Origin of the sequence: Paenibacillus sp. Soil787, assembly GCF_001429545.1 — a bacterium.
GTDB lineage: Bacteria > Bacillota > Bacilli > Paenibacillales > NBRC-103111 > Paenibacillus_E.
Genome location: NZ_LMSP01000047.1, coordinates 90,358 through 115,654, shown reverse-complemented (window position 1 = coordinate 115,654; position 25,297 = coordinate 90,358). Strand labels below are relative to the sequence as shown.

Sequence of the window (25,297 nt, the reverse complement as noted above, 5' to 3'; positions counted from 1 at the left end):
AAAACCTCCGTCCAATCGACAATCTAGTAATCTATTAGACGTGGGAAACTGCCAAAAGTTGCAAAAAAAGAAGAATAAAAAAACCTAGCCATAAGCTAGGTCTGAATATTTGAGAATACTTGCAACTTGAACCAAGAAAAAACCGCAGCTTCTGCCTCAGGTCTTTGGTGTAAAGGATGGTTGTGGATATTACTTGGCAAATTTCTTTAGAAGGGACTATTCGCTGTTCTCTGATGTACAAGAAGAGTTTAGCGGTTTGCAGCTGAATCCCCTTAGGGCTTCATCAATGACGAGGAGAACTATTATTAAGGCCCACAATAAATGCGAAAGTGCAGGTATTTTGCTAAAATCGTTTGATATAAAGGAAACTCCTGCTATTATGCAGGGATTTTTAGCTTTTCCACCCTGAAATTAAAAAAGACTAGAAAAGCCTGCACAATTGCAGGTATTTATGAATAGGAGCTATTCAAAGAAAAAAAACATGTATTATTGCAGTTTTACCACAAACGTGTCACTTCTTCTCATTAAAGTTCGCTCCAACCCAGAACATAGAAACTCTTAAGAAAAACCGTCAGGGCATCCTGACGGTCCTTTTGCGTGCATACCCATACCTTTGTACTTGAGGGAGGGATGGATGTAGGGTTTACCGCAAAGCACCTTTCCAACCTAACACCCATCCCTCTTTTGTTCTACATTGGGCTGTCTTCCACTCTTTTCCTTAACCGCTCTTCAATCCAATATATATATCCGCGAACACCCCGAGACCGCCTTTTCTCCTTCTCCGGACGAAAAACAGCTAACTCGCCCGCTCTCAGCAGCTGAGGGGTCCCTTTCTAACGTCTCGCGCCACTTTCGATGCATTCGCGCCTCCAAGACAGCCTTTTCTGCCTTCTCAGACGAAAAATAGCTAGCTCACCCGCTCTCAGCAGCTGAGAGGTCCTTTTCAGACGTCTCGCACCACTTTCGATGCATTCGCGCCTCCGAGACGGCTTCTCACTGCGCTCTAGCACCATTCCCCCACTTTAGAGATAAATTTCATCGTATCAGCAAACATTACGGAGGTCCGAACGGATACTCCAATATTAAGCTTGTTTTTGTCATGATCAAGTCACTTCCACGTGTTCCCCTCACTTTAGTAATGAATACATCCGATTCAACGGCAACCCAATAAATAAGGGGGAAGCTTCGATTTACCCAAACCCAAAACATATAAGGATAAACGACTCCGTCGTCCTTCTGGGACGAGCGCGTTTGTCAAGGTAGATGCGAGCCAAAAGTATAAAACTTATACTCTCTCTCTTATCTACCGAAAAGCATGCATAAGTGCAGTCTTTTCAATCGAGTCCGACGATTAGAGAAGAATTTCTGCAAATATACAGTATTATTGCAGCATTTCTGCTTGTACCTGAGAAGTAGCTGCGAAAAAGTGTATTTTTGCAGGCATTTTATTTGCCGAGCTAAATAAGAGGTAAAAAGGATGTAAAAATGCAGCCATTCTACAAAAGCTGATCTGCATTTCGTTGAAGTTCGTATCGCACGTCGTTTTTCCCTGCTGCCCTTGTGACAGCGGAAAACCATCCTTTCGTGCAGAGCAACTGCCGCGTTCGAACAGCCGTTCGGTGATTGACGCCTAAATGAGTCACTACATCAATTGGCCGCAGCGGACAAGCGATTCTGCATAGGCGGACCCAGTCGAGACGGGACGAACGATTTCCCCTCTCCGACACGTTGCTCGAAGCAGTCTTTATTTTGTCCCCTATCGACTTTCATCATTAGGCGAATTGAGAAGCTGACGAAAAAATTAGAAAGGGGGAACCCTAAGCTCTACCTCGAAACTTTAAAAAAAAGACACAACCAATGCAAGAGCTCATTGATTGCGTCTTCTATTATCATTTTTTATTTATAAGCCAAACGTTTTTGGTGTGCTTGCTCATAAGCTGTGATTTTCTCTTCATGTTGAAGTGTTAAGCCAATGTCATCCAAGCCTTGCAGCAGGAATTGACGACGGTGCTCATCCAAATCAAACTGAATTTTCAAGCCGTACTCATCAGTGAGGGTCTTGTTCTCAAGATCGACATTCAGCTTGTAGCCTTCATGCTTCGCTGTACGAGCGAACAAATCATCAACTTGCTCTTCCGATAGCTTGATTGGCAGAATGCTGTTTTTGAAGCAGTTGTTGTAGAAGATATCCGCATAAGACGGTGCAATAATAACGCGGAAGCCGAAATCTTGAATAGCCCAAGGTGCATGCTCACGGGAAGATCCGCAGCCGAAGTTCGCTCTGGAAAGCAGAACGGAAGCGCCTTGATAACGATCTTGGTTTAGTGGGAAGTTCTCGATAACGTTGCCCGCTTCATCCCATCTCCATTCGAAGAAGAGGAATTGACCGAAACCGGAACGCTCAATTCTTTTCAGAAATTGCTTAGGAATAATGGCATCTGTATCTACATTCACGCGATCTACAGGACCGACTAGGCCTGTATGTTGTTTAAAAGCTTCCATGTTTTCATTCTCCTTAAAGTTTTGCTTTAGCAAAACTAGCATCGTAAGCATTGCCTTAATCAGCCCAAATTAAGCTTGTTGGTATTCTTTAATTTCCCAATCACGAACGTCGTAGAAATGACCTTTGATTGCTGCAGCAACAGCCATCGCTGGTGAAACGAGATGTGTACGTCCACCGCGGCCTTGACGACCTTCGAAGTTACGGTTGGATGTTGATGCACAGCGTTGACCTGGTTGAAGCACGTCTGGATTCATGGCCAAACACATACTGCATCCAGCATCGCGCCATTCGAAGCCAGCGCCCTCAAAGATTTTGTCCAAGCCTTCTTTCTCAGCTTGAATTTTAACACGTCCGGAACCTGGAACTACGATAGCTGTAACGCTTGGATCTACCGTATAGCCTTGTGCAATTTTGGCAGCTGCACGAAGATCCTCGATACGACCATTTGTACAAGAACCGATGAAGACATAATCAACTTTCAGTTCTGTCATCGGAGTGCCTGGTGTTAAATCCATATATTCAAGCGCTTTTTCAGCAGCTTTACGTTCATTTTCTGTTTCGAAGCTTTGCGGATCCGGAACTAGTGCTGTAATACTCGTCCCCATTCCCGGGCTAGTTCCCCAGGTCACTTGCGGAATCAAGGAATCAGCATCAAACTCCAGCACCCAGTCATACTCAGCGCCTTCGTCTGTTACAAGGTTAGACCACTGCGCCACTGCAGCATCAAAGTCAGCACCTTGTGGAACGTATTCACGACCACGCAGGTAGTTAAATGTTGTTTCGTCAGGTGCAATAAGACCTGCTCTAGCTCCACCTTCAATGGACATGTTACAAACCGTCATACGCTCTTCCATGGAAAGACCACGAATCGCTTCACCGGTATACTCAATAACATAACCCGTTGCAAAATCTGTCCCGTATTTAGCAATAACGCCAAGAATCAAATCCTTCGCAGTTACGCCTGGTTTCAGATTGCCTGTAATGCGTACTTCCAATGATTTAGCTCTGGACTGTTGCAGTGTTTGTGTTGCAAGAACGTGCTCCACTTCACTAGTTCCTATACCGAAAGCAAGTGCGCCGAATGCGCCGTGTGTCGATGTATGGCTATCGCCACAAACGATTGTTTTACCTGGATGTGTAAGTCCTAGCTCAGGTCCCATAACGTGTACAACACCTTGGTCAAGGCTGTCTAGGTCGAACAAAGTAACGCCGAAATCACGGCAGTTTTGTGAAAGTGTATCAATTTGTTGTTTGGAAATAGGATCTGTGATGTTGAAACGATCCTTCGTTGGTACGTTATGATCCATCGTTGCAAACGTTAGATCTGGTCTGCGAACTTTGCGCCCCGATAAACGAAGGCCTTCGAAAGCTTGCGGTGAAGTTACTTCATGCACCAATTGCAAATCAATATAGATTACGCTGGGCTTGCCTTCTTCCTGGTTAATCACGTGATTATCCCAAATCTTCTGAAACATTGTCTTTTTACTCATATCCAGTCACCTCTTGTCATTATCCGCTCTAATTGTTAATGTCTTACCCTCATAACGTAGTTTAGCACGGATATCGTCATAGCTCCAAGATATAATAACTATAAGCTTCATAGATTATTCCTATAGAATGATTCGAATTGATTGTACTCGATCGAGTTTTTTTATATAAAAGCTTAAAATCTGGTATATTATCTGTATGCTTTATAGGCTGCATCAATAAAACAAGCTATGATTATTACATATCAGGAGATGAACCCTCAATGGAATTACGTCAACTTCAATATGCGATTCAAATCGCTATCGAACGCAACTTCTCCCGCGCCGCGGAGAAACTTCATATTGCACAGCCTTCCCTAAGCCAGCAGCTATCCAAGCTAGAAAAAGAGATCGGCGTCCTTCTTTTCCAGCGCAGCACCAATTCAGTAGAGCTTACTCATGCTGGGTCCCTATTTGTTGAAAAATCACAAAAAATCCTCGACATGGTCGAGCAGCTGAAGAAAGAAATGGAAGACATTTCGCAAATGAAAAAAGGGCGCCTTGTCGTTGGCAGTATGCCGATAACGGGCTCAACAATCCTGCCTTTCGTTGTTCCTGTCTTCCAAGCGGCTTATCCGGATATTGAAATTACACTCGTTGAAGAGACCTCCTCTAACTTAGAGACGCTTACAATGAATGGACAAACCGATATCTCTTTGCTCTCCTTGCCTTTGCGAGAGGATTCTCTCGTTTATGAGACTTTGCTGGAGGAAGAAATCGTCCTCGCGGTACCTCCAACGCATCCATTAGCAGCAAGTAAAGAACCTATTCGAATCGAACAATTAGAGAAGGAAGCCTTCATCGCTTTGAAAAAAGGACAAGGATTTCGCAAGCTAACACTGGAACTATGCCAAAAAGCAGGCATTACTCCCAATATCGTCTTCGAATCAAGCAATATGGAAACGGTTCAGTCCCTCGTCGCAGCAGGCATGGGAATCGGTTTCGTCCCTTTTTTAATTTCAAAAAGAAGCTTCAGTGAGTTATCACCTATTCACCTCACCCTTGAAGGCCGACCTACTCGCACACTCGTCATTGCCTATCGGAAAGGCAGATACATCTCTAAAGCGGCCGAGGCTTTCGTTACCACAATGAAAGAGGTTATGCGAACAATCGGTTAGCATAAGGAGGTATAACCTGCAATGAACAAAACGAAACGGTTAATTCAACTGATGATGGCAGTAAACGAACGTATGCAGTTCACGACGAAAGAGATGGCCGATGAATTCGGCGTCTCGGAACGTACGATGCACCGCGATTTACAAGAGTTGAGTGAGCTCGGTATGCCGCTGTATACCGAATTTGGCCCACATGGGGGATTTCGCTTATTAAAGAAGCGGATGCTCCCTCCTATTCTCTTCTCCGAACAAGAGGCTGTTGCGATGTTCTTCGCCTTTCAGTCGCTCCAATATTATGGCGCGCTCCCTTTTGCAGCGGAATCGACCTCGGCTCTGAATAAGTTCTACCACTACCTCCCGACAGATACGAGGGCGAGAATCGATGCGCTTAAAGATCGCGTCTCCTTCTGGACGCCTGCGAGAACGCAAGGTTCCCCCTTCTTGGAGCAGCTATTGGAAGCTTCTATTGATGAAATGCCTTTACGCATTACTTACGCCTCCAAAGAAGGAACTACAGAAAGAGTCGTGCAGCCAATTGGCATTTATGCGTCCAATGGTTTCTGGTATTTCCCCTCCTACTGCTTTCAAAAAGAGGGATTTCTCTTATTTCGCGCAGATCGCTTACAAAGCTTGGAACGAGCCGAATCCGAACATCCAAGCAAAAATTTCAAACACTATACAATTGGCGACTGGCTGTTAGCAGGGCAAGAGCGTGAAGCAGGCCTCATGTCAATGAAGCTCCGGGTGAAGCTGACTCCAGCTGGGATTAGAACCTATGAGCGCAGCAATGGACAGGACGCAAATGTGAGACTCAATGACGATGGCAGTGGACTATTAGATACAGACATGCATCGAAGTAATTTAACGTACTTTTCAAAGTATTTTCTCAGTTTGGGTGCGGATGCGTTAGTTGAAGAACCCTTGGAGATGGTGAATTGGATTCGGGAGCAAATTCGTGCTATGCAGCATGCATACGGGAAATGAGTTGATTTGAAATGCGGGATTCAAAGTAACCATTGCAATGCTGAGGAACAATAAATTTTGGTGTAAAATGTGCATCTATTTCCCACTATTTCGGTGTATTCGAAAGATAGATGCAAAAATTGCATATATTTGAACAAATATATTGAAATTCCATCGAATATGGACTTATTAGATGCACAAAATGCATCAGTTCTACAAAAAACGATCATTCAACCATGTTTTGATGTGCTTTTTGCATCTCTTTTTTTTAACTACGACGGACCAATTAACGCACACAGCTTAATGAAACCAACCCGAAATAGACGTTTAACGGACCTGGGAGGCTGTCTATTCACCGTACAATGAATAGACAGTCTCCTACATGCCGTTAACTGCCTATTTGGAGCGATGATTTCGAGCTTACGGACTTCAGCGCCGTTATTCGGTTTCAATCTATYTTATTTTCATAATTTGAAGTAGATTAAGGGCTGTCGAGTCCATTAGATTTTCAAATTCAATCTTTTTCGGGGATTARCGTCGCTCCAGTCCTTTAGCTGRGAAAGATGAATCTGAAGTTGATTTTCGCACCCACTTCCTTACTCAACAGCAGTATGTTGTTTGTCAGTCGTAGAAAAAAAACAGAACATACAATAATTTAGTCATTCAACAGCTTCGTAAGGGTAGAAAGGCAATAGCTATCTACCAATGTTGTAATCTCTACAACAATTCACTCGTCCAAAGGCTAATTTGCTAGTTGAAGTTGTAGTTTGTACAACATTTTGAACCCTTTTTAGGGAAATGGCCCTGTTTCGGGCCCAATTGTTGTACATTATGCAACAACGAAGGGAGCGAGGCGCGATTTAGGCAGAAATTGTTGCATTTTCTACAACATCATTCAACAGGAGATAAGGATTCATTCCTCAATCTCTAGTTAATGACCCATTTATGCGTTCCTTACTTAATAATGCTGGCGGTAGGAGAGATATTGATTCGCCGAACATCATAACATGCCGGATCGCCAGCTCCGCAGTTATAATAAAAAAGCCCCCGCAATCCATTTTTTCTTTTAAAAGAAAGATAATGGACACGAGGGCTTACCTATTTTTTTGAGATTCAAACGGGACGATCCATCGCAAATTGTTCGCCCAATTTCGCATACGAGCTGCCGGCCAACCGGCTGACGGGCTTAAGTCCATTCGGGTCAATATGACCGTTCTCATATAAAGACTCAGCGATATGAAACTGTACGACTCTCCCGATTAATAAATCGGCTGCAGGAGCCTCGTCTGTTCCACCAAGCGTTACGACTTGCTCAAGAACACACTCCATACGTATGCTCGCTTCGGCGATCCCCGGTACAGCAATCTTTTCACTCGCAACGGGTGTAAGTCCGGCTAAAGCAACTTCGCTTTCACTCGGCGCTAGCGGAGCAGCGGTTTGATTAATCTGGTCGATGTACGATTCGTCAGAGATATGAACGACGAAAGCTCCAGTATCGATGGCGTTTCGCGATGTGTCTTTGCGAATGCCCTGCTTCCTCTGCACCGAGATAGCAACCATTGGAGGATTCGCCGTCACAATTGTAAAATAACTAAACGGTGCCGCATTGAGCACACCCTCCGAGGATAGGGAGGTAACAAATGCAATCGGCCTAGGAATTATGCTGCCTATTAATAGCTTATAGTTTTCCCGTTCGCTTTGACTTGAGGGATCAATAGATCTCACAAAGCATCTCCACCTTTACTAGACTCGGCCTCATGCCAAATTCGTCTTAAACCAAGTCCCTGCCGCTTCTACCTCCGAACGGGTCAACTGATGCCCTGCCTGTTCCCAGTGAACGACAACCGGTGATCCTGCTTCGCTTAATAGCTTCTGCAATTCCTCTGTCTCCTGCGGGGAGCAGATCGGATCGTTCCGACCCGCTCCGATAAAGACCGGAATACCCGAGAGATCCGGCAGTTGAATGCCTCTCAGCGGCACCATCGGATGATGGAGAATCGCTCCTCGCAGTGCATCCGGATAGTGGAATAAAAGGCTTCCGGCAATGTTTGCACCGTTGGAATAGCCAATGGCTACGAGATTGTTACGATCAAAGCCGTGTTCTACGGCAGCTTGATCGAGGAAATCATACAATTCCTTGGTACGGAAGATGAGATCCTCCTCATCGAAGATTCCCTCAGCCAGCCGGCGGAAGAACCGCGGCATCCCATTCTCAAGCACATTACCTCTAACGCTCAGCACCGACGATGTCGGTGAAATCGCCTGAGCTAACGGCAGAAGATCACGTTCGGTTCCACCCGTGCCATGAAAGAGTACGAGTACCGGAGCCGTTATATCCGTTCCCTTTTGAAAGATATGCTTCATTGTTTTTTCGCCTCCAATACACGTACTTGAATCGGCGGAAGATTACGCTCGATTTGCTCACGACTCTCTTCGAACCATTCCGGCAGCATCAGTTTCTCACCTAGCACCTCAGGCTGTTCATCACGTGCAAAGCCCGGAGGGTCTGTTGCAATCTCAAAGAGTATGCCGCCTTCTTCACGGAAGTAGATCGCATTAAAATATTGACGATCCACGATCGGCGTAGGTTGGAACCCATTCGACTGTACATGGCTTCTCCATAGTGCATGCTCTGCATCATCTTTGGCGCGCCATGCAATGTGATGGACGGTACCCGCTCCGCCAGCTCCATAGGCCATTGGGGTTACATTAAGATCGACGATGTTCCCCAAATCTCCAAAGGATTTGAATCGAGCGTAAGCTCCCTCTTGCCCTACTTTTTGAAGCCCCATCACTTGCTCTAGCAGCTGAGAGGTTTTGTCAGGAGCCGTGCTGTAGAGAACAGCGCCGCCGAAGCCTTTGATCGCTTTATCCGTTGGAATGCCGCCGAATGACCATTGGCTAAGCGCTCCTTGCTCGCGCTCTACGATTTCAAGTTTCAGACCATCCCGATCTTCGAATTGAAGGTATGTCTCTGTGAATCTTTGTGTTTTTTCAAAAGGAATTTCAAACTGCGTTAGACGCTCTTCCCAGAATGACAGACTGCCTGTAGGCACAGCATAGGTTGTGATACCGACTTGACCGCCGCCGATACGTCCTTTACGAGAGTGCGCCCATGGGAAGAAAGTGATGATTGTCCCCGGACTTCCCATTTCATTACCAAAGTACAAATGGTACACTTCAGGTGCGTCAAAGTTAATTGTCTTTTTGATCATCCGAAGTCCCAGAATCCCTGCATAAAAATCTACGGTTTCCTGTGCATTTTGAACGAAAGCTGTTATGTGGTGAATACCTGCTGTTTGTTGTTGTTGTTGTTGTGTCATTAAATCCAACTCCTTTAGTTTAGTTTAATTATGTCCAGACCTGATTTAAAAGTATCCAAGATTATTTCAATAAAGCATCGACGGAGTAAGCTCCTGCACCTGTTAATGCTACTCCTACCGCAATGGCAATCAGCAGCAAGTTATATTCATAGCCGCCCGCGGTAGCCCAATAACCGTTCTTACCGTGTACTTTGACAATCGCAACGACCATCGTCATGACGATAAGTAATGAAGCAATGACTGTACCTAATCCAGCGGCAAATAATGCCCCGCCTAAGAACTCCATGAGCCCTGCCATAACCGCCATAACAACACCGGGTTTAATGCCGATGGATTCCATCCAGCCGCCCGTTCCTTTCGGACCATAGCCTCCGAACCAACCAAACAACTTCTGTGCCCCATGCGCCACAAAGCTTAATCCAACAACCAAACGAATAATTAATAATCCTAATGCGATACTCATATTCATTCTCCTCCATTTTAAGAATCTCTATTTTAAGATATTGGTTAAAAGGTTAAGCAGTTAACACCTCTTATGGGAGGGCAAACTACTTAAAACCATCCTGAGCAAACTTACCAAGCTTCTTCAACAATTGACTAGCTATCTTCTTCTCTTCTGCCGTAAGTCCAGCCACCGCTTTCTCAATGACCTCGGTATGCTTAGGAAATACCTCTTCAATAAATTGCTTCCCTTTATCCGTAATTTCCGCAAAAATGAGCCTGCGGTCTTCGGTTGATGTCTTTCGCTTTACGTACTCTTTCTTCTCTAACTTATCTACAACATAGGTAATGTTCCCGCTGCTCATAAGCACCTTGCCGCCAATCTGTTGAATCGGCTGCGCGCCTTTATGATAAAGCAGCTCAAGAACTCCGAATTCCGTTCGATTCAAACCATGATTCCGAATATCGCGATCCCCATGGGCATTGACCCATTCACTTGCTCTGGAAAGTGCAATATAGAGATCTAATGAATCATTTCTCTGTTCACTCATTTGGTTCACCTCATTTCTTTTATTTTTTTGCTGTGATGTGATCATTGTTATTCGCTGTGGCTTGCCATGAAGCGCTGTGAAATCTTAATTTGTAATATCTTGATTTAAAGATACCGCAAATTGAGAAAGATGTCAATGGCTATTTTTAAAATAATGTGCTCCCCTTTTTATCATGCTGCATAAAGTGCGATTGTATCCTCTTAATTAGTCCGAGATAGAAAGAAAAGTTGGTGAGTAAGCCTTATTTGGCTAAGCGTGTCGTATTAAGGTGGTATAATTTGATGGATTCTATTTTTGTTGGACTCGATAAAGAGGACATCCGGCGACAGCGATGATTTACATCACTAAAGTGAGAGTTGACTAGTTAGCTAGTGAGTTAGCGATGTTTTGTAGCGTTAAAGTTGTTGAGGAGTGGGGAAAAGGGACATCCGGCGACTTTAGCGATGATTTACATCACTAAAGTGAGAGTTGACTAGTTAGCTGGTGAGTTAGCGATGTTTTGTAGCGTTAAAATTGTTGAGGAGTGGGGAAAGGGGGAGGTATATGAACAAGTTGATGCATTTAGTACAGCAAATTTGGCTCAAATGAACGTGCGCATCAGGTTTTGCTGCAAAAACTACAGCTAATCTATCCAAAACAAGTCGATCTGGTTAAAAAGCGTTCTTTTTGCTGCACTTTTTGCAGCTTCTCTTATTAAATATGTTCTAACCCCGGAAAATACATGCACTTTTTGCATCATCTTATAGCCAACCCAAATGAACGATCTCGGAAAAATGGCAAAAAGAAGCCCTTCCCTTTCGGAAAAGGCTTATCCTTTTTGCAACACGACCTTAGCTTCAATTAGGGCCTAGGCTTTATACGTCTAGGTCAACCCACAACAGCTGACTCGCCTTTCTGCAGCTGATACATCTTCGCGTATCGGCCACCCAGCGCCATCAGCGTCTCATGATTGCCGCGCTCGGCAATCTCGCCGCGGTGCAGCACGAGAATCTGATCCGCATCGCGAATCGTAGATAGCCTGTGCGCGATGACTAAGGTCGTTCGCCCTTCGCTGACCACTTTCAGCGCTCGCTGGATCAGCCCTTCCGTCTCACTGTCGATGCTGGCTGTCGCTTCATCCAAGATAAGAATCGACGGGTCGAAGGCCAACGCTCGTGCGAACGAAATCAGCTGTCTCTGGCCGGAAGACAGCGTACTTCCCCGCTCTACAACCTGTTCATCGTAGCCGTTAGGAAGCTGCTCGATGAAGGAGGCCGCGCCTACATCACTAAGCGCATTTTTCACGCGTTCCAGCGAAATCTCCTCATTATAGAGGCTCACATTGAATTTGATATCTCCGGCAAACAAGAACGGGTCCTGCAAAACAATGCCCATATGCTTGCGCAGCGCTTGCTTGGACATCCCCCGGATGTCGCGTCCATCAATCGTGATGCTGCCTTCATCCGGCTCGTAAAAACCGAGCAGCAGGTTCATGATCGAGCTTTTGCCTGAGCCTGTATGACCGACCAAGGCTACGGTTTCCCCTTTACGAGCTTCGAACGAAATATGCTTCAGTACGTTTTCCCCAGCTTTATAAGCAAAGGTTACGTCCTCGAACTTCACAACGCCTTCCGGGCGGCTGACTTTATCCGTCTTCTCTACTTCTTGTCCTTCCATGTCTAAGATGGTGAACACCTTATCCGCGGAAACAAAGGCTCTCTGCGCATTCGTCAACTGATCGAAGATCCCGATAATCGGCTGAAAGATCCGCCCCAGATAATCGATGAAAGCGTAAAACACCCCGAATGAAATCACTGTTGTCAACGATTCCCGGCCAAAATACCAAATAACCATAGCCGTCACCAAGCTGCCGATGGTCCCCACAATATTACGAGAGGATAATGAAAAAATGCGGAACTGCTTAAGCTGATTCACATAGCGATCCTTGTTCAGGACTTCAAATTCCTCAAGCGTCACTTTCTCTCGGCGAAAAGCTTGAATAATAGGCATAACCACGATCGATTCATTAATCATCGCGTTCATATCACTCAGCCGAGCACGCATAATGGTGATGAAGATTTTCGAATATTTTAAGTGAACGACCATAATTAACGCAAAGATAGGCGGCAGCACCAAACAAAAAAGAGCCAAATGCCAATCCAGTATGAATAAAGCTACGAAGATACCAGTTAGCTGCATCATGCTTACGACGAATGTTGCCATGAAGCTCATGAATAAGTCGCGGATAGCCTCGGTATCGTTGGCAATTCGGGATACAACCTGCCCGATCGGCGTATTATCAAAATAGCGCAGCGAAATACGCTGAATGTGCTGCATTAAGTCCATGCGCATGTTTTTAATAATCTGCAGAGCCGTAGATTGGAGCAAATAGGCTTGCGAGAAATTACAAATGCTTGCTATGAGGAGCAAGCCCATGTATAGACCAAGCAGCTTAAGAACAGGCGCCATCGCACGTGTGTCTGTAGACAAATGCTGGTCGATAATGGTTTTGGTTATATAAGGTCCGCCCAGCTCGGCGCCTACTGCGCAGCAAAGAATGAGCAGCGCGCCGAGAATCCTGAACTTATAGACGAGTGCATACGAAATCAGCCTTCTCGTCGTGGACGGTTTCTGCATTGTGTCGTCCTCCCTTCTTCTGTTTGTCATTCTTCCAGACTCGCTTCCATTTGTTGACGTTCCCACTGCTCACGGTACCAGCCGCCGAACAGCATCAGCTCTTCATGGGTACCCTCTTCGACGATTCGCCCCTCATCTAGGACGAGGATCCAATTCGCGTGGCTCACAGCCGAGAGTCGGTGCGTGCTGATCAATGTCGTTCTGCCCGCGCGTTCCTTGCGGATATGCTGGAGAATACGGCTTTCCGTCCGCGCATCGACAGCGGATAACGAGTCATCGAGCAGCAAGATTTCCGAGTCGATCAGAAGGGCTCGAGCAATCGCCAAACGCTGCTTCTGTCCACCGGACAGCATGACGCCATTTTCACCGACAATTGTCGCTAGGCCTTCCGGCATTTGCTCGATATCCTGGGTAAAAGAGGCCATCTCAATAGCCCGTGCGATCTCTTCCGGCGATGCACCGTGCTTACCCAGCGCGACATTGTCGCGAATGGATTTGGACAGCAGCAGATGCTCCTGCGGAACGTAAGCAACCCAACGCTTCACCTGATCTAAGGCGATTCTCTCAATCGACACGCCTGCAACCAGCAGCTTGCCTGGTTCAATCGGGAATTGCCGCAGCAGCTGCTTCAGCAGCGTGCTTTTGCCGCTACCCGTCCGGCCTACAATTCCTAGCGTCTGCCCTCTTTCTAATTGGAAAGAAACGTTAACGAGACTTGGATGATTTGCTGTCGGATACGTAAAGGTTAACTCTTTCATCTCGATACGTTCCGGTACACTCACTGCAATCGGTGCATCGACATCCACAATATCTGCTTTCTGCGTCAGTGCTGTATCCAGACGATCAGCCGAGGCACTTCCGCGCTGCAGGACATTAATGAACTCGCCGAAAGAAATCATCGGCCAGATCAGCATACCTAGGTAAATATTAAATGAAATCAGCTGACCCAGCGTAATCTCATTATGAAAGACCATATAAGAGCCATAGCCAATACCTATCGAGTAACTTAGACCTACAATTAATGAGGTAAGCGGCTGAAAAAGCGCATTCAACATGGACACGCGTCTATTCTTGTTCATCACTTCTGATGTCACTTTATCGAAGGCGACGAGATCATGATCTTCCTGAACATAAGAACGAATCACACGAATGCCGGAGATGGACTCGAGTGCGTGATCATTCATTTGGCCAAAAGAGGCCTGCGCAGCAAGGAAGCGAACTCTCACTTTTTGACCCAGCTTACTAATCACTAAGGCTAGAAAAGGCAGAGGAATCAGCGCCGCAATCATTAATTTGAAGCTAATTAGGGAGATCATCGTAATAATGACGACGGATGCCCCGACCAACGTGTGAACGAGTGTCATAACGCCGTAACCAGCGGTCTGGCCAATAGCGAGCACGTCATTCGTGGCTAATGCCATTAACTGACCCGTGCTGTTGCGTTGGAAGAAAGCAGGTGTCATTTTCGTCAGATGAGCCAGTAAACGCCCTCTGAGTACTTTCTCAACGAGTGCCGAATTGCCGAATAGGGTCGTGATCCAAACATAAGTAATTACATATAATAGGAGAGACAAGCCTACAAGCAGAAGGACAGTCTGACTTAGACTAGATGCTGTTAATTTCCCGCTGCCAATCTGATCGATTGTATTCCCTATCATTTTAGGCGGAATTGTCGCCAATAAATTCACACAAATCATTAAGCTGATAGCAAGCACGTAGTATTTCCATCTTTCTTTGAAAAACCACCGCAATTTCATTACAAAAGACAAGATTTCCACCCCTTTCCATTTTTAGTGTGCACATATTGATTCTATAGATTACCCATGATCAAGTCTACGCCAAAATAAATTAAAATGAAACTTCCCGCTCGTTTAGGGTTGAATTCACATTCAGCCATTCCTCAGCATTTACTCAGAAATAATTCAGCGGAAAATAAGCTGATTTTCAGTGTTCCTTCATTTCAGTTTCAGGTGGGAATTCTATACTTCAAATTGTAGAAACCAGAAGAAAAAACTGGAAAATTCATATCGGAAGGATGGCTTATTTTATGAAAAAACATTTCGTAGTATTAATGGGGGTAGCTGTATTAGCCACCTCGACTAGCGGCCTTATATTACCGGTACATTCAGCGTACGCGAGTGATGCTCTTACGCCTGACAGTCAGACTCCAGAGGTAGCAACTTCAGACGAGGCTGCATCAATACCTGTAGATTATCCTACCTTGGTATTAAACAAGTGGCTGAGCAAACTAGACCAGTATACCGCCGCAGCAGCAGATAAAGATAGTAGCGATGTTCTTAACGCAATTGCAAATAATCAAAGCCTAGTAGCCGCTTCCGGGCTGGGACAGTCCGATCTGGCTGCTAAGCTCACCGATTTCTTCTTACAGGATCTCGCTTATCAGGTTAGAACAGGCGACCTTTCGCAGAAAGAATCCACACAACTTCAACAGCTGTTCACTTCTCAGATTAATGATCTTATTTCCGGCAGTTGGAAAAAAACGGACTATACTACAACGTCTATACATAACGATGGAGCTGCTATTATTCATCATCGCCTACAGAACATCATCTCCGATACAGCAAGTATTGCAACAGACATGAACTCCTCTGAGCTAAGAGCTGCCCTTCGCAATGGTCAGAGCTTAGCCGAAGCTACCGGAATTGACGCTGGTACATTAACGGATTCCTTAACAGCCTTGCTGAATAGTGACTTGCAGGCGGCTGTAACAACCGGCGGGCTCCAAGCCGATCTTCTCGATAAAGCCGAGCAAACCGGAGCTGCGGCTGTGGGGCAGATTGTCAGGGAGAAAGGCTATGATATAACAACAACGAGCTGGATGGAAAAATACGGGCAATCTGTTCTCGCCGATAAAATGGATTGGACCATTCAAGGAACAGCTATCTTCGCAAATAAAGATTATAGTGATGTGGTCAGCGCTTTGAGCTCAGGACAAAATTTGGTTTCAGCGTCGGGTCTGGCCTATGACGACTTGCTCTCCCAATTAACGAGCAACATAAACCAAGGGTTTGAAACCGAATGGCAAGCCGGCAATATATCTGCTAAATTGGCGAGCCAGCTCGAGCAAAGTGCTGCCAAACAACTAGCCGACGCTATCACACAAAATGGATACGGACAGAGTATTGTCGGCAGCAGCAACAAAGGAATCGCTGCTGAAAGTATACGCTCCATCATCAGCGATAGCGCCGGGTACATCGGTTCTTCTGTAGGTGACCTGGAAGCCGCGTTAGGTTCCGGAAAAACGCTGGTAGAAGCAACAAACCTCGCGGACGGCGAGCTGCTTGGGGTTCTGCAATCTAGAGTTGATAACTATTTGAGCCAAGCGGTTCAAAATGGCTGGTTGAATGCCAGTGATAAAGAGGCAACGAAACAAGACGCTTATACATTGCTGAATGACGCCATCGGTACACGAGGCTATAAGGTCCCGATAGATGTGAAAAGCTACTTGGCAGAACGCTTGGACCGTATTATTAATGATGTCGCTACCGTTTCGAATGTCGAGGTTGCTGATTTGACGAAGCGTTTAGCACAAGGTCAGAGTTTGGCACAAGCGGCACAAACCGATTCCGATTCCTTGCTCTATAAATTGTTAGCTCAAGCGAATGAGAATATGAATGCCTTCGTGATTGCTGGAAGTGTCAGCGAAGATGACGCTGCCGCATTCAAAAAAGATTATGCATCAGGTGTCAGTCAACTGCTGAGCATTAACGATTAATTCCACACCCTCACGAAAAACCCAGTTTCCTGTTAACGGCCCTTAATCTCATTCCCTACCGCCTTCCCATTGACGAAAGCCTTCCTCCTATCGGCAATGCATGGAAAATCGTTGTAGACGCTAAACAAGAATAGGTTATTTCTTTTAAAATATCAAAGAAACCTTCCAGCTTTGGAGGGTTTTTTGCTCATTTGTAAAGGATCTACACTGTCCAAATGGTCTGTTTTTTGATACAATAACTGAAAATTCAATCGTAAGGGGACTCATATGGAATACATTAGCACTCGCGGAAAAGTAAAACCCATCGGCTTCATCGATGCCATCTTGATGGGATTGGCAGACGACGGCGGTTTACTTGTTCCTAAGCATATCCCGCAATTATCGGCAGACACGCTACAGAAGTGGCAAAAGCTCTCCTACTCGGAGTTGGCTCTTGAAATCTTCTCGCTATATGTGAATAACGAAATCCCGCGCAATGAGCTGAAGCAGCTGGTTGACGCTAGCTACGCAACCTTCCGGGATGATGCAGTGACACCAGTCAAGCGTCTGAACGACGGTACGTATGTGCTGGAATTGTTCCACGGACCTACTTTTGCTTTCAAAGACATCGCTCTGCAGTTCTTGGGCAATCTCTACTCGTACGTTTCTCGCAAAACGAATTCGATTATCCATATTCTTGGAGCCACTTCTGGGGATACTGGGGCTTCCGCAATCGAAGGTGTGCGCGGCAAAGAAGGTATCCGGATCTGTATTCTTCACCCTCACGGGAAGGTCAGCAAGGTTCAAGAGCTGCAAATGACCACAGTTGATGATGAGAATGTGCTGAACCTTTCCGTTGAAGGCACTTTCGACGACTGTCAGCGTATTATCAAGGAGCTATTCGCCGACGTCGAGTTCAAGCACCGCTACCATTTGCGAGCGATTAACTCCATCAACATTGCCCGCATCTTGGCGCAAACGGTGTATTACTTCTATGCTTACTTCCAATTAGCGAACAATAATCAGGCTGAGAAGGTCAATTTCAGTGTGCCGACTGGCAACTTCGGCGATATCTTTGCTGGCTACTTGGCACAAAAAATGGGTCTTCCCATCCATAAGCTCATTCTCGCTACGAACGAAAACAATATTCTTGAGCGTTTCGTACAAGATGGTGTCTACCAACCAGGTGCGTTCCGCGGAACATACAGTCCTTCCATGGACATTCAAGTGGCTAGCAACTTCGAGCGCTACTTGTTCTACCTCTATGGCGAAGACGCGCAAGCTGTCTCGGCGATCATGGATCAGTTCAAGGCCGAAGGCCGTGTTGTTATCCCTGCTGACAAGCTGCAAGCCGTGCAAGCTGACTTTGCTGCCTATGGCGTTCAGAACGAAGAGTGCCTGGATACAATCAGCGAGTACTATGAGAAATACGCGTATTTGCTTGATCCGCACACAGCTTGCGGGGTAGCTGCTGCTGACAAGTTAGCCGTAGACGGTGAAGTAACAGTTGCCCTTTCGACCGCTCATCCGGCTAAATTCGATGAGTCGATCCGTTTGCGCAGCATTGAGCAGACGTATCCGCAGCAAATTCAAGCACTGTTTGACAAGCCGCAGTTCCAAACGGTCGTTAGTGGTACGAACAATGAGATCAAGGATCAGTTGGTGAAGTTTTTCTAAAAATAGTATGTAAAAAAGCCTCGAAGACTAATGTCTTTGAGGCTTTTTTGTCAAGTTTCACTACGTTTCGTACTACTTAAACTTCTTAGGGAATTGTTTGATGATCCCGTCCGAAAGAAAATCGGCCAGCATAAAAATATGGTTCTCGTATTGTTCGAACGTAGCTATGTCCGCTTCCCAATCCTTTTTGTGCCTAGCTAACACATTGTTTGTGAGCAAATGCAAGTGCCCATACATTAGATCTTGCGCGGTTTTCATGGGCCAATTCGGGTTCGCTTTGCTGAGAAATGCGGCGATATCATCGGCATTCCGATGCCACTCTTTGTTGTACTTCTCGAAATCAGCTGAATTACCGCTTTTGACTGCGGCTATCACTTTGCCTGCAAGAACGATATGCTCAGTTAACAGGTCACCTAGTTGATTACCAGCGGCCTCTCCGTAATACGGTTTTATCGCATTTCCGATGTCCTTCTGATTCTTGAGCAGTCTAGCCAGCACCTTTTCTTGATCTTCTGAGCCAGCAAGGGCGCTTACAACGTAGCTTCTGGTCCAAATAACATGATCAATCCACAGTTTTCTTAAGTCGTCTTTCAATTTGACCATCGATTGACTGTAGCACTGCATCTTTACAGCGGGGCGTTCGTCCACCTTTGCCTCTGCGCTGAGTGGAGCCACACTTAAAGCTATGGACATCGACAACAGCATTAACTTGAGAAATTTGCCACGCATCAACATCTTCTCCTTTTGATCATGATTAACAGTCCTTTTATTGTGTGCTTGTGGAATATTTTCATTCATGAGAAGGCATTCGCTAGCTCCTATTGTTGGCAAGGATGCATATGTTGGAGGGGATGAAATTAGTCTTCCGACCGATACCTATTCTCCCCCCAGGTCGGAAGACACTGTCCCAAAGACATGATATCTTTGAAGTAATGAAATTTCATCGAATATAGATTAGGAGTGAGCATGTTGAATATGAATCGCAGCGCCTTTCTCGGCCCTATATTAATTATCTTAGGTATTTTTATGTTTCTAAAAGGCGATAGTACTTTTAATACCGGTACCATTTTCGAGTATTTCTGGCCTACTTTGTTTGTTATACCTGTCGGCATATTTTTCCACTGGTTATACTTCTTCATCTTGCAGCGGCGGGGTGTTGGCGTGCTTGTCCCAGGCGGGATTCTATTAACGACCGGCATCATCTGCCAAATCTCTATGCTTTTCCATATTTGGCACCTTATGTGGCCGGGATTTATGCTAGCCGTTGCCGTCGGTTTATTCGAACTGTATTGGTTCGGAGGACGAAATAAATGGTTGCTCATCCCGATTAACATTCTAACCGTCATGTCCCTTTTGTTCTTCGTGATTTTCTCCATTGGCTCCATCTTCGGCAGCTTTTTCCACAACCAACCGATCATTGCGATCATTCTTATCATAGCAGGCGGCTTGATGATGTTTACGCGTAGTCGGAAATCAATGTAATCTTATCAAGGATACGGAACCCCTTTTCGACGGGGTATATAGACCGAGGCTGAAACCAAAAGAAGCCTCATGATTTCTCATGGGCTCCTCTTTATTTATACCTTTACAACGAATTGATAGGCGCCCGCCTGGCTGCCATCGGCATTGCTTTTCATATCCATCAGCAGTGCCTTATTATAGATGCCATCCTTCGCATTACCCGCTTCATTCGGGAAAAAAAGCTGACTCGTCAGCACCTGACCATTCGGCGCCTGCACCTTCACATGGATATGGCGTGTTCGGCCTGGGTATAAGCCTGGCACAATCGTTTCCAACGTAAACTTGCCTTTATCGTCCGTATATTGATGCCCCCGAAGGGTAAAGCCTTTGTTATCGTATTGACCGGCGTCATCTGCCTGCCAGAAGTCCAATAACGCATGCGCAACTGGTTTACATGCCGTGGATACAACGTAGCCTACAATCGTAAGCCTTGTTCCCTTCATTCCTTGCTCCAGCAGAGAATTTCTCTCCGGTGAGTTCGGTGTAAAATACGGACCTTCAGTGACAGCTGGGGTCAGCTCCTCCGGCGAACCGCACGCAGGTGTCGGCTCCAGATTCGCAGCTTTCGGTGATTCGCTCGCCGCTTTTCCTTCCGGCTGAGCCGTTGTTCCGCCAGTCGTTGCTCCACCGCCCAAATTGATGCCGCAGGCTGCTAAAGCTGCACTAGTAACCATTAGAATACTGGATACCAAGAACTTACGACGCGTTATTGTCGTACTCGATGATTTCAACTCCGTTTGCTTCTCTTCCATTGTCGCCCCCCCATTCCATCCTCTTGTATAACTAGAATAGCATGAGAATGGGAGTAATTCCCTGAAATTTAGCCTAGGATAGGCTTAATGTTTGCTGAAAAGAGACGCAGATTACACGAAAAATGCAGTTCCTAAGCTATTTCGAAACAAAAGGATTCCCTTCGACCCAGAATCGCCACGGATATTCTCTGGCCTCCCCAGTATTGTCGATACCAATTCTCGGTCCAGCAGCAATGGATTCCACCGCTCTTCCTTCCGCAATGTAGAGAGGACGCTCAAAAACGGGTCTTCCATAATCCTCTTTCACAATACCAAGAGCTTTGGTTAGTTTGCCGGGGCCGTTAGTGAGCTCCTTTAGCTTTTTATCGTAGCCGCGGCGGTCATACATGAGATCAATTCCTATACATGGCTCCACAGCTCTAATTAAGACAGCTTCCGGGTGACCAGGCTCCCCGCTTACTATGTTCACTAAACAATGGGTATGCATCACATAGGTATAGACATAGCCTGGAGGACCAAACATGACTTCCGTCCTCGCTGTCCTGCGATTCCCATAACTATGAGCGGCACGATCCCCAGGGCCTATGTACGCTTCTGTTTCTACAATCCAGCCTGCGGATGGGCCTATTCCCGATTCTTTCACAAGTAGTTTGCCGAGCAGCGAGCGAGCCAAGAGCAGTGTAGGTTGCCCAAAAAATGCAGCAGGTGCGGGTTTGGAAGACAGAACATTCACCTCCATTTATGTCATTTCTTTGATCCTTTGAGCAACAAGCTGGAGATCTTGGACGAAATATTTCATGAGGACGGGCCTCCGGCGTACAGCGAGTGGATGATATGAGAAAGCGGCAGGTAACCCTTGGAAGGTGTGCCAACTCCCCCTGTAGCTTTTTACATCGGCTCCAACATCCGGAAACATAGACTCCACAACAACATTTCCGAGTCCAAACAACAATCTCGGTTTCTTTTCTTTAAGTTGAAGCTCTAAATGGGAAGAGCATGCCTCTCTGGCTGCGGGCTTGTTATAAGCTCGAATTGGACGGCACTTCAATAAATAACTTACATAAACCAAGCCCAAATCCAGCCCCGCTTCCCTCATCCCCATCTGTAAAGTTTCCCTTGTACCGCATACGAATGCTTGTCCCTCCTTGTCTTCACGTGCACCAGGGTTATCCATAATAATAAAAATCGGAGCTTCGGGATTACCTTCCCCCCAAATCACACGTTGACGCTGCTTGGAAAGCTCACATTGCTGGCATGCGATGGCATGAGAAGGTGCAATTTCCTCTTCTAGAATAACGGCTTTGAAATCTGACATTCATTCTACGCCTCCTATCCCTAAGTCAGTTGGATCTTAAGTCATTTTCCCCTTTATATCAAAGATGCTATTCTTAACCAAGGATAAACGACTCCGTCGTCCTTCAGGGACGAGCGCAATTTGTCAAGGTAGATGCGAAAAAAAGAACCCGATCAGTATCTGATGGGGTCCCGCCTTCTCTATTAGCCTACAACCAAACTATCCTGACCAGGGTTATCCCCTGTGGACTGTTTGATCTGTTTGCTTCTTAATTGTCCACAAGCGGCATCAATATCCGTCCCATGCTCTAGGCGAACACTGCAGCTAATGCCCTGCTTTTTCAAGGTATCATAGAAAGCCCGCACGGATTCCCGCTCGCTCCGTTGATATTGACTGTGCTCATCCACAGGATTGTAAGGAATCAAGTTCACATTGGCAAGGTGGCGAATATGCTGGATGAGCTCTGCTAATTGCAGAGCATGCTCTTTACCGTCATTAACGTCCTTCAGCAGAATGTACTCCAATGTAATTCTCCGGTTCGTTTTCTCCAAATAGTACTCTATCGCCTGCATCAATTTCTCGATCGGAATCGCTTTGTTTATTTTCATGATCCGGGTACGAAGCTCGTTCGTCGGGGCATGCAGAGAAATTGCGAGATTTACCTTCAAATCCGAGTCCGCGAATTCGATAATTTTATTAGCAAGACCACTAGTGGATACCGTAATATGTCTGGCGGCAATGTCTAGACCTTTTTGATCTTTCACGACGCGGATGAAATCAACCATATTTTCAAAATTATCAAATGGCTCGCCAATGCCCATCACAACAATGTGGCTGACACGTTCGTCTTTGCCCGCTATGTCCAAATTAAACTGAACCTTCATAATTTGCTCCACGACTTCAGCGCTGGATAGATCGCGACTTTTAGCCAAAAGCCCGCTCGCACAGAAGCTGCACCCAATGTTACAGCCGACCTGCGTCGTAACACATACAGATAAACCGAACTTATGTCTCATGAGCACGGTCTCGATCAAATTACCATCCTGCAGCTTGAACAGGAACTTCATCGTGCCGTCCGCCGATTCTTGCCTCGTATGTTCAGTCAAAGTTTGAATGACGAAATGCTCTTCCAAACATTGAATACAATCCTGTTTCACATCCGTCATTTCTGAGAAATCAGTTACTCGCTTCCGATATAGCCAATCCCAGACTTGCAGCGCGCGCGATTTTTTGTGTCCATTTTCCTCAAGCCAAGCAATTAATTGATCCAAAGTTAATCCATAGATGGATTCTTTATTCATCGTTATCCTCTTTTCAAGACTTTCACATACAGTCCTATTCTACTAAGCAGCCGAAGCGTACCATCTATTTATTATTGTGCCAAAAATCCTTCATGAACACAAGAGGAGTGAGAGGGCATACCCGTTCCTTTATCTACCGTTAAAATGAGGCACCTCAAAATTGCCGGGGGCGCCTTTCTATGCATACATCCATTCATATCCACAAATAATGTAACTATTACATCAAGGAGGCCAAAAAAAATGAACAATCAACGCGCTCAAGAGATTGCAGTTTCACCTGTCATGGTTGATGTCACTTATAATGGGACGCCAATCTACATTCAAAATGTCGACGAAAAGAATGAAACCGCCAGAATCTATCCCTTGGATCAACCGGAAAACGAGCAAAGCGTCCCTTTGAGCAGTCTAGTCGAGAGCTCTCAAATGGTGGAGATGGAAGATGTTAAAATGATATGTCCACTGCCGAATAGTTGAAAAAAGAAGGAAAAAAGAAAGAGGATACCTCGCGGTATCCTCAGCACTGCTATTTTGATACAGGTTATGAAAATTTAATGATACCTACCGAATGCAAGAATACACAAACGATGAGTACGGGAGCTACCACGCGAAGCAAGAACATCCAGGCTTTATACCAAAAACCCTTCAAACCCGCTTCTTCTCCAGCCTTTTTCCACGCATAGCCAGTAAACAGGGTAACGACTAACCCACCGAATGGCATCAGAACATAGGATGTAATGAAGTCCATCCAATCAAAGATGCTTTTACCTCCAGGATGGAAGTCCCCTAGCACGCCTCCAACAGAAAGCCCTGAAGGAACACCTACTAAGAAGCAAAGTACGGATAAGATAATGGCTGATTTTTTGCGGCTCCACTGCCATTTGTGCATAGCATAAGCGACTGGAACTTCTAAGATGGAAATCGCTGAAGTCAACGCCGCAATAGCAAGCAGCAAGAAGAATAAACCGCCAAAAAAGAAACCAAATGGCATCTGTGAGAACGCTGCAGGCAGCGCCATGAACGCCAAACCTACGCCTTCGCCAGGCTGAAGCCCATAAGAAAATACCGTAGGGAAAATGACTAGACCGGCGATGAAAGCATAGACCAAATCACCGAAACCAATGGCGAGCGTCGCTGTGCCGAGTGATTGCCTTTTTTCCACATAAGACCCATAGGTTAACATACAGCCCATCCCTAAAGATAAGGAGAAGAACGCATGTCCCAAAGCAACTAGTGCAGACTCCGCGTCCAGCTTGGAGAAGTCAGGTTTTAAGAAGAAGGATACCCCCGCTGCTGCTCCAGGGAGCGTAAGAGAACGGACCATAAGAATCAGTAGGATAATAAGAAAACCAGGAATCAGAATTTTGTTGAATTTTTCGATACCACCGGAAACCCCTTTAGCAATAACCCATCCCGTAACCAGCATAACAACAGCCTGCCAGAAGATAGGCCAGTAGCCCGAAGCGAACGATAGGAACTTGCCTTTATAGTCGGAGCCTTCTTGGAACAAAAGGCCAGTAAACGACTCTACTGTATAATGGAGCGTCCATCCCGCGACTACCGCGTAGTAGGACATGATCATAAAAGCGGTTAGAATCGATAATAACCCAAATGCTCCCCAGTATTTTTTGCCCGTCAGATTAAAGAAGGATACCGATGCATTCCCTCTACCGCCGCGGCCAATCGTCATTTCTGCAAGCAAAATAGGTAAGCCTACAACAATTAAACAAATGATAAACAACAGGAAAAAGGCGGCACCGCCATGTTTACCTGTAATATAGGGAAACTTCCACATGTTGCCTAGCCCTACCGAGCTGCCAATCGCGGCCAAAATAAAACCTGTAGACGTAAACCGTTCAACCGTTCCTGTTTTCTTGCTTGCTGCTTGTCCTGATGTCTGATCGTTACTCATAATGATTGATAAACTCCTAACATTATATAGATGAAATAATGTTACTGGAGAATCCTTCTCCCGTCACCTTGTAAAATTTCACAACGTTCC

Annotated in this window: 20 protein-coding genes and 1 pseudogene; 6 read left to right on the top strand and 15 right to left on the bottom strand. The window is 45.7% G+C overall.

Translation table 11 applies throughout. From position 1 onward, the window contains the following. Window positions 1-1,896: 1,896 nt before the first annotated feature. A complete protein-coding gene (gene leuD, locus ASG93_RS31825) occupies window positions 1,897-2,502 on the bottom strand; it encodes a 3-isopropylmalate dehydratase small subunit (protein WP_056838865.1) in 606 nt (201 codons plus the stop codon). Between the two features lie 69 nt (window positions 2,503-2,571). Further along, complete coding sequence (gene leuC / locus ASG93_RS31820; protein WP_056838863.1) at window positions 2,572-3,993, bottom strand: 3-isopropylmalate dehydratase large subunit; 1,422 nt, start codon at window positions 3,991-3,993, stop codon at window positions 2,572-2,574. Between the two features lie 260 nt (window positions 3,994-4,253). On the opposite strand from leuC, the gene ASG93_RS31815 reads away from it, so the two are divergent. Next, complete coding sequence (locus tag ASG93_RS31815) at window positions 4,254-5,147, top strand: LysR family transcriptional regulator (protein WP_056838861.1); 894 nt, start codon at window positions 4,254-4,256, stop codon at window positions 5,145-5,147. A gap of 21 nt (window positions 5,148-5,168) precedes the next feature. Continuing rightward, window positions 5,169-6,128 carry a helix-turn-helix transcriptional regulator gene (locus ASG93_RS31810; RefSeq protein ID WP_056838858.1) on the top strand — a complete coding sequence of 320 codons (960 nt, stop codon included), beginning with the start codon at window positions 5,169-5,171 and terminating at the stop codon, window positions 6,126-6,128. A 1,092-nt stretch (window positions 6,129-7,220) separates the two neighbouring features. Here ASG93_RS31810 and ASG93_RS31805 read toward each other — a convergent pair. The 7 genes from ASG93_RS31805 to ASG93_RS31775 all read right to left on the bottom strand — a co-directional run bounded on the left by ASG93_RS31805 (window position 7,221) and on the right by ASG93_RS31775 (window position 14,810). After that, window positions 7,221-7,832: a flavin reductase family protein gene (locus ASG93_RS31805; RefSeq protein ID WP_056838856.1), complete on the bottom strand. Its 612-nt coding sequence runs from the start codon at window positions 7,830-7,832 to the stop codon at window positions 7,221-7,223. 30 nt (window positions 7,833-7,862) lie between these two features. Continuing rightward, window positions 7,863-8,471, bottom strand: coding sequence for an alpha/beta hydrolase (locus ASG93_RS31800; protein ID WP_056838854.1), 609 nt, complete (start codon window positions 8,469-8,471; stop codon window positions 7,863-7,865). Then, window positions 8,468-9,430, bottom strand: coding sequence for a ring-cleaving dioxygenase (locus ASG93_RS31795; protein WP_056838852.1), 963 nt, complete (start codon window positions 9,428-9,430; stop codon window positions 8,468-8,470). The genes ASG93_RS31800 and ASG93_RS31795 overlap by 4 nt, the downstream gene beginning before the upstream one ends. Before the next feature lie 61 nt (window positions 9,431-9,491). Further along, window positions 9,492-9,893: a DoxX family protein gene (locus tag ASG93_RS31790; protein ID WP_056838850.1), complete on the bottom strand. Its 402-nt coding sequence runs from the start codon at window positions 9,891-9,893 to the stop codon at window positions 9,492-9,494. Between the two features lie 85 nt (window positions 9,894-9,978). After that, window positions 9,979-10,422, bottom strand: a complete 444-nt coding sequence (locus ASG93_RS31785; RefSeq protein ID WP_056838848.1) for a MarR family winged helix-turn-helix transcriptional regulator — start codon at window positions 10,420-10,422, stop codon at window positions 9,979-9,981. Between the two features lie 867 nt (window positions 10,423-11,289). After that, window positions 11,290-13,038 carry an ABC transporter ATP-binding protein gene (locus ASG93_RS31780; RefSeq protein WP_056838846.1) on the bottom strand — a complete coding sequence of 583 codons (1,749 nt, stop codon included), beginning with the start codon at window positions 13,036-13,038 and terminating at the stop codon, window positions 11,290-11,292. A 26-nt stretch (window positions 13,039-13,064) separates the two neighbouring features. Continuing rightward, window positions 13,065-14,810 (bottom strand): ABC transporter ATP-binding protein, encoded by a 1,746-nt coding sequence (locus ASG93_RS31775; RefSeq protein WP_056839099.1) that lies wholly within the window; start codon window positions 14,808-14,810, stop codon window positions 13,065-13,067. A gap of 275 nt (window positions 14,811-15,085) precedes the next feature. On the opposite strand from ASG93_RS31775, the gene ASG93_RS31770 reads away from it, so the two are divergent. Beyond that, a complete protein-coding gene (locus ASG93_RS31770) occupies window positions 15,086-16,774 on the top strand; it encodes a hypothetical protein (RefSeq protein WP_056838844.1) in 1,689 nt (562 codons plus the stop codon). A gap of 267 nt (window positions 16,775-17,041) precedes the next feature. Further along, the gene (thrC, locus tag ASG93_RS31765) at window positions 17,042-18,430 is read left to right on the top strand and encodes a threonine synthase (RefSeq protein WP_056838843.1); all 1,389 of its coding nucleotides are present in this window, start codon (window positions 17,042-17,044) and stop codon (window positions 18,428-18,430) included. 72 nt (window positions 18,431-18,502) lie between these two features. Here thrC and ASG93_RS31760 read toward each other — a convergent pair whose 3' ends face one another. After that, window positions 18,503-19,159 carry a hypothetical protein gene (locus ASG93_RS31760; RefSeq protein ID WP_056839098.1) on the bottom strand — a complete coding sequence of 219 codons (657 nt, stop codon included), beginning with the start codon at window positions 19,157-19,159 and terminating at the stop codon, window positions 18,503-18,505. Window positions 19,160-19,405: 246 nt separating this feature from the next. Here ASG93_RS31760 and ASG93_RS31755 point away from each other — a divergent pair, with 246 nt between their 5' ends. Next, the gene (locus tag ASG93_RS31755) at window positions 19,406-19,912 is read left to right on the top strand and encodes a hypothetical protein (protein ID WP_056839096.1); all 507 of its coding nucleotides are present in this window, start codon (window positions 19,406-19,408) and stop codon (window positions 19,910-19,912) included. Window positions 19,913-20,007: 95 nt separating this feature from the next. On the opposite strand, the gene ASG93_RS31750 is transcribed toward ASG93_RS31755, so the two are convergent. The 4 genes from ASG93_RS31750 to rlmN form a co-directional block, all read right to left on the bottom strand. Then, window positions 20,008-20,703: a hypothetical protein gene (locus tag ASG93_RS31750; RefSeq protein ID WP_056838841.1), complete on the bottom strand. Its 696-nt coding sequence runs from the start codon at window positions 20,701-20,703 to the stop codon at window positions 20,008-20,010. Window positions 20,704-20,839: 136 nt separating this feature from the next. Next, window positions 20,840-21,442, bottom strand: coding sequence for a DNA-3-methyladenine glycosylase (locus ASG93_RS31745; RefSeq protein WP_056838839.1), 603 nt, complete (start codon window positions 21,440-21,442; stop codon window positions 20,840-20,842). Then, window positions 21,443-22,018, bottom strand: coding sequence for a uracil-DNA glycosylase (locus tag ASG93_RS31740; RefSeq protein ID WP_056838837.1), 576 nt, complete (start codon window positions 22,016-22,018; stop codon window positions 21,443-21,445). Between the two features lie 182 nt (window positions 22,019-22,200). Further along, a complete protein-coding gene (gene rlmN, locus ASG93_RS31735) occupies window positions 22,201-23,298 on the bottom strand; it encodes a 23S rRNA (adenine(2503)-C(2))-methyltransferase RlmN (RefSeq protein ID WP_056838834.1) in 1,098 nt (365 codons plus the stop codon). A gap of 240 nt (window positions 23,299-23,538) precedes the next feature. On the opposite strand from rlmN, the pseudogene ASG93_RS31730 reads away from it, so the two are divergent. Continuing rightward, window positions 23,539-23,712: pseudogene (locus ASG93_RS31730) on the top strand (small acid-soluble spore protein H); the annotation flags it as partial. A 124-nt stretch (window positions 23,713-23,836) separates the two neighbouring features. Here ASG93_RS31730 and ASG93_RS31725 read toward each other — a convergent pair. After that, complete coding sequence (locus ASG93_RS31725) at window positions 23,837-25,207, bottom strand: sodium-dependent transporter (protein ID WP_056838831.1); 1,371 nt, start codon at window positions 25,205-25,207, stop codon at window positions 23,837-23,839. Between the last annotated feature and the right edge of the window lie 90 nt (window positions 25,208-25,297).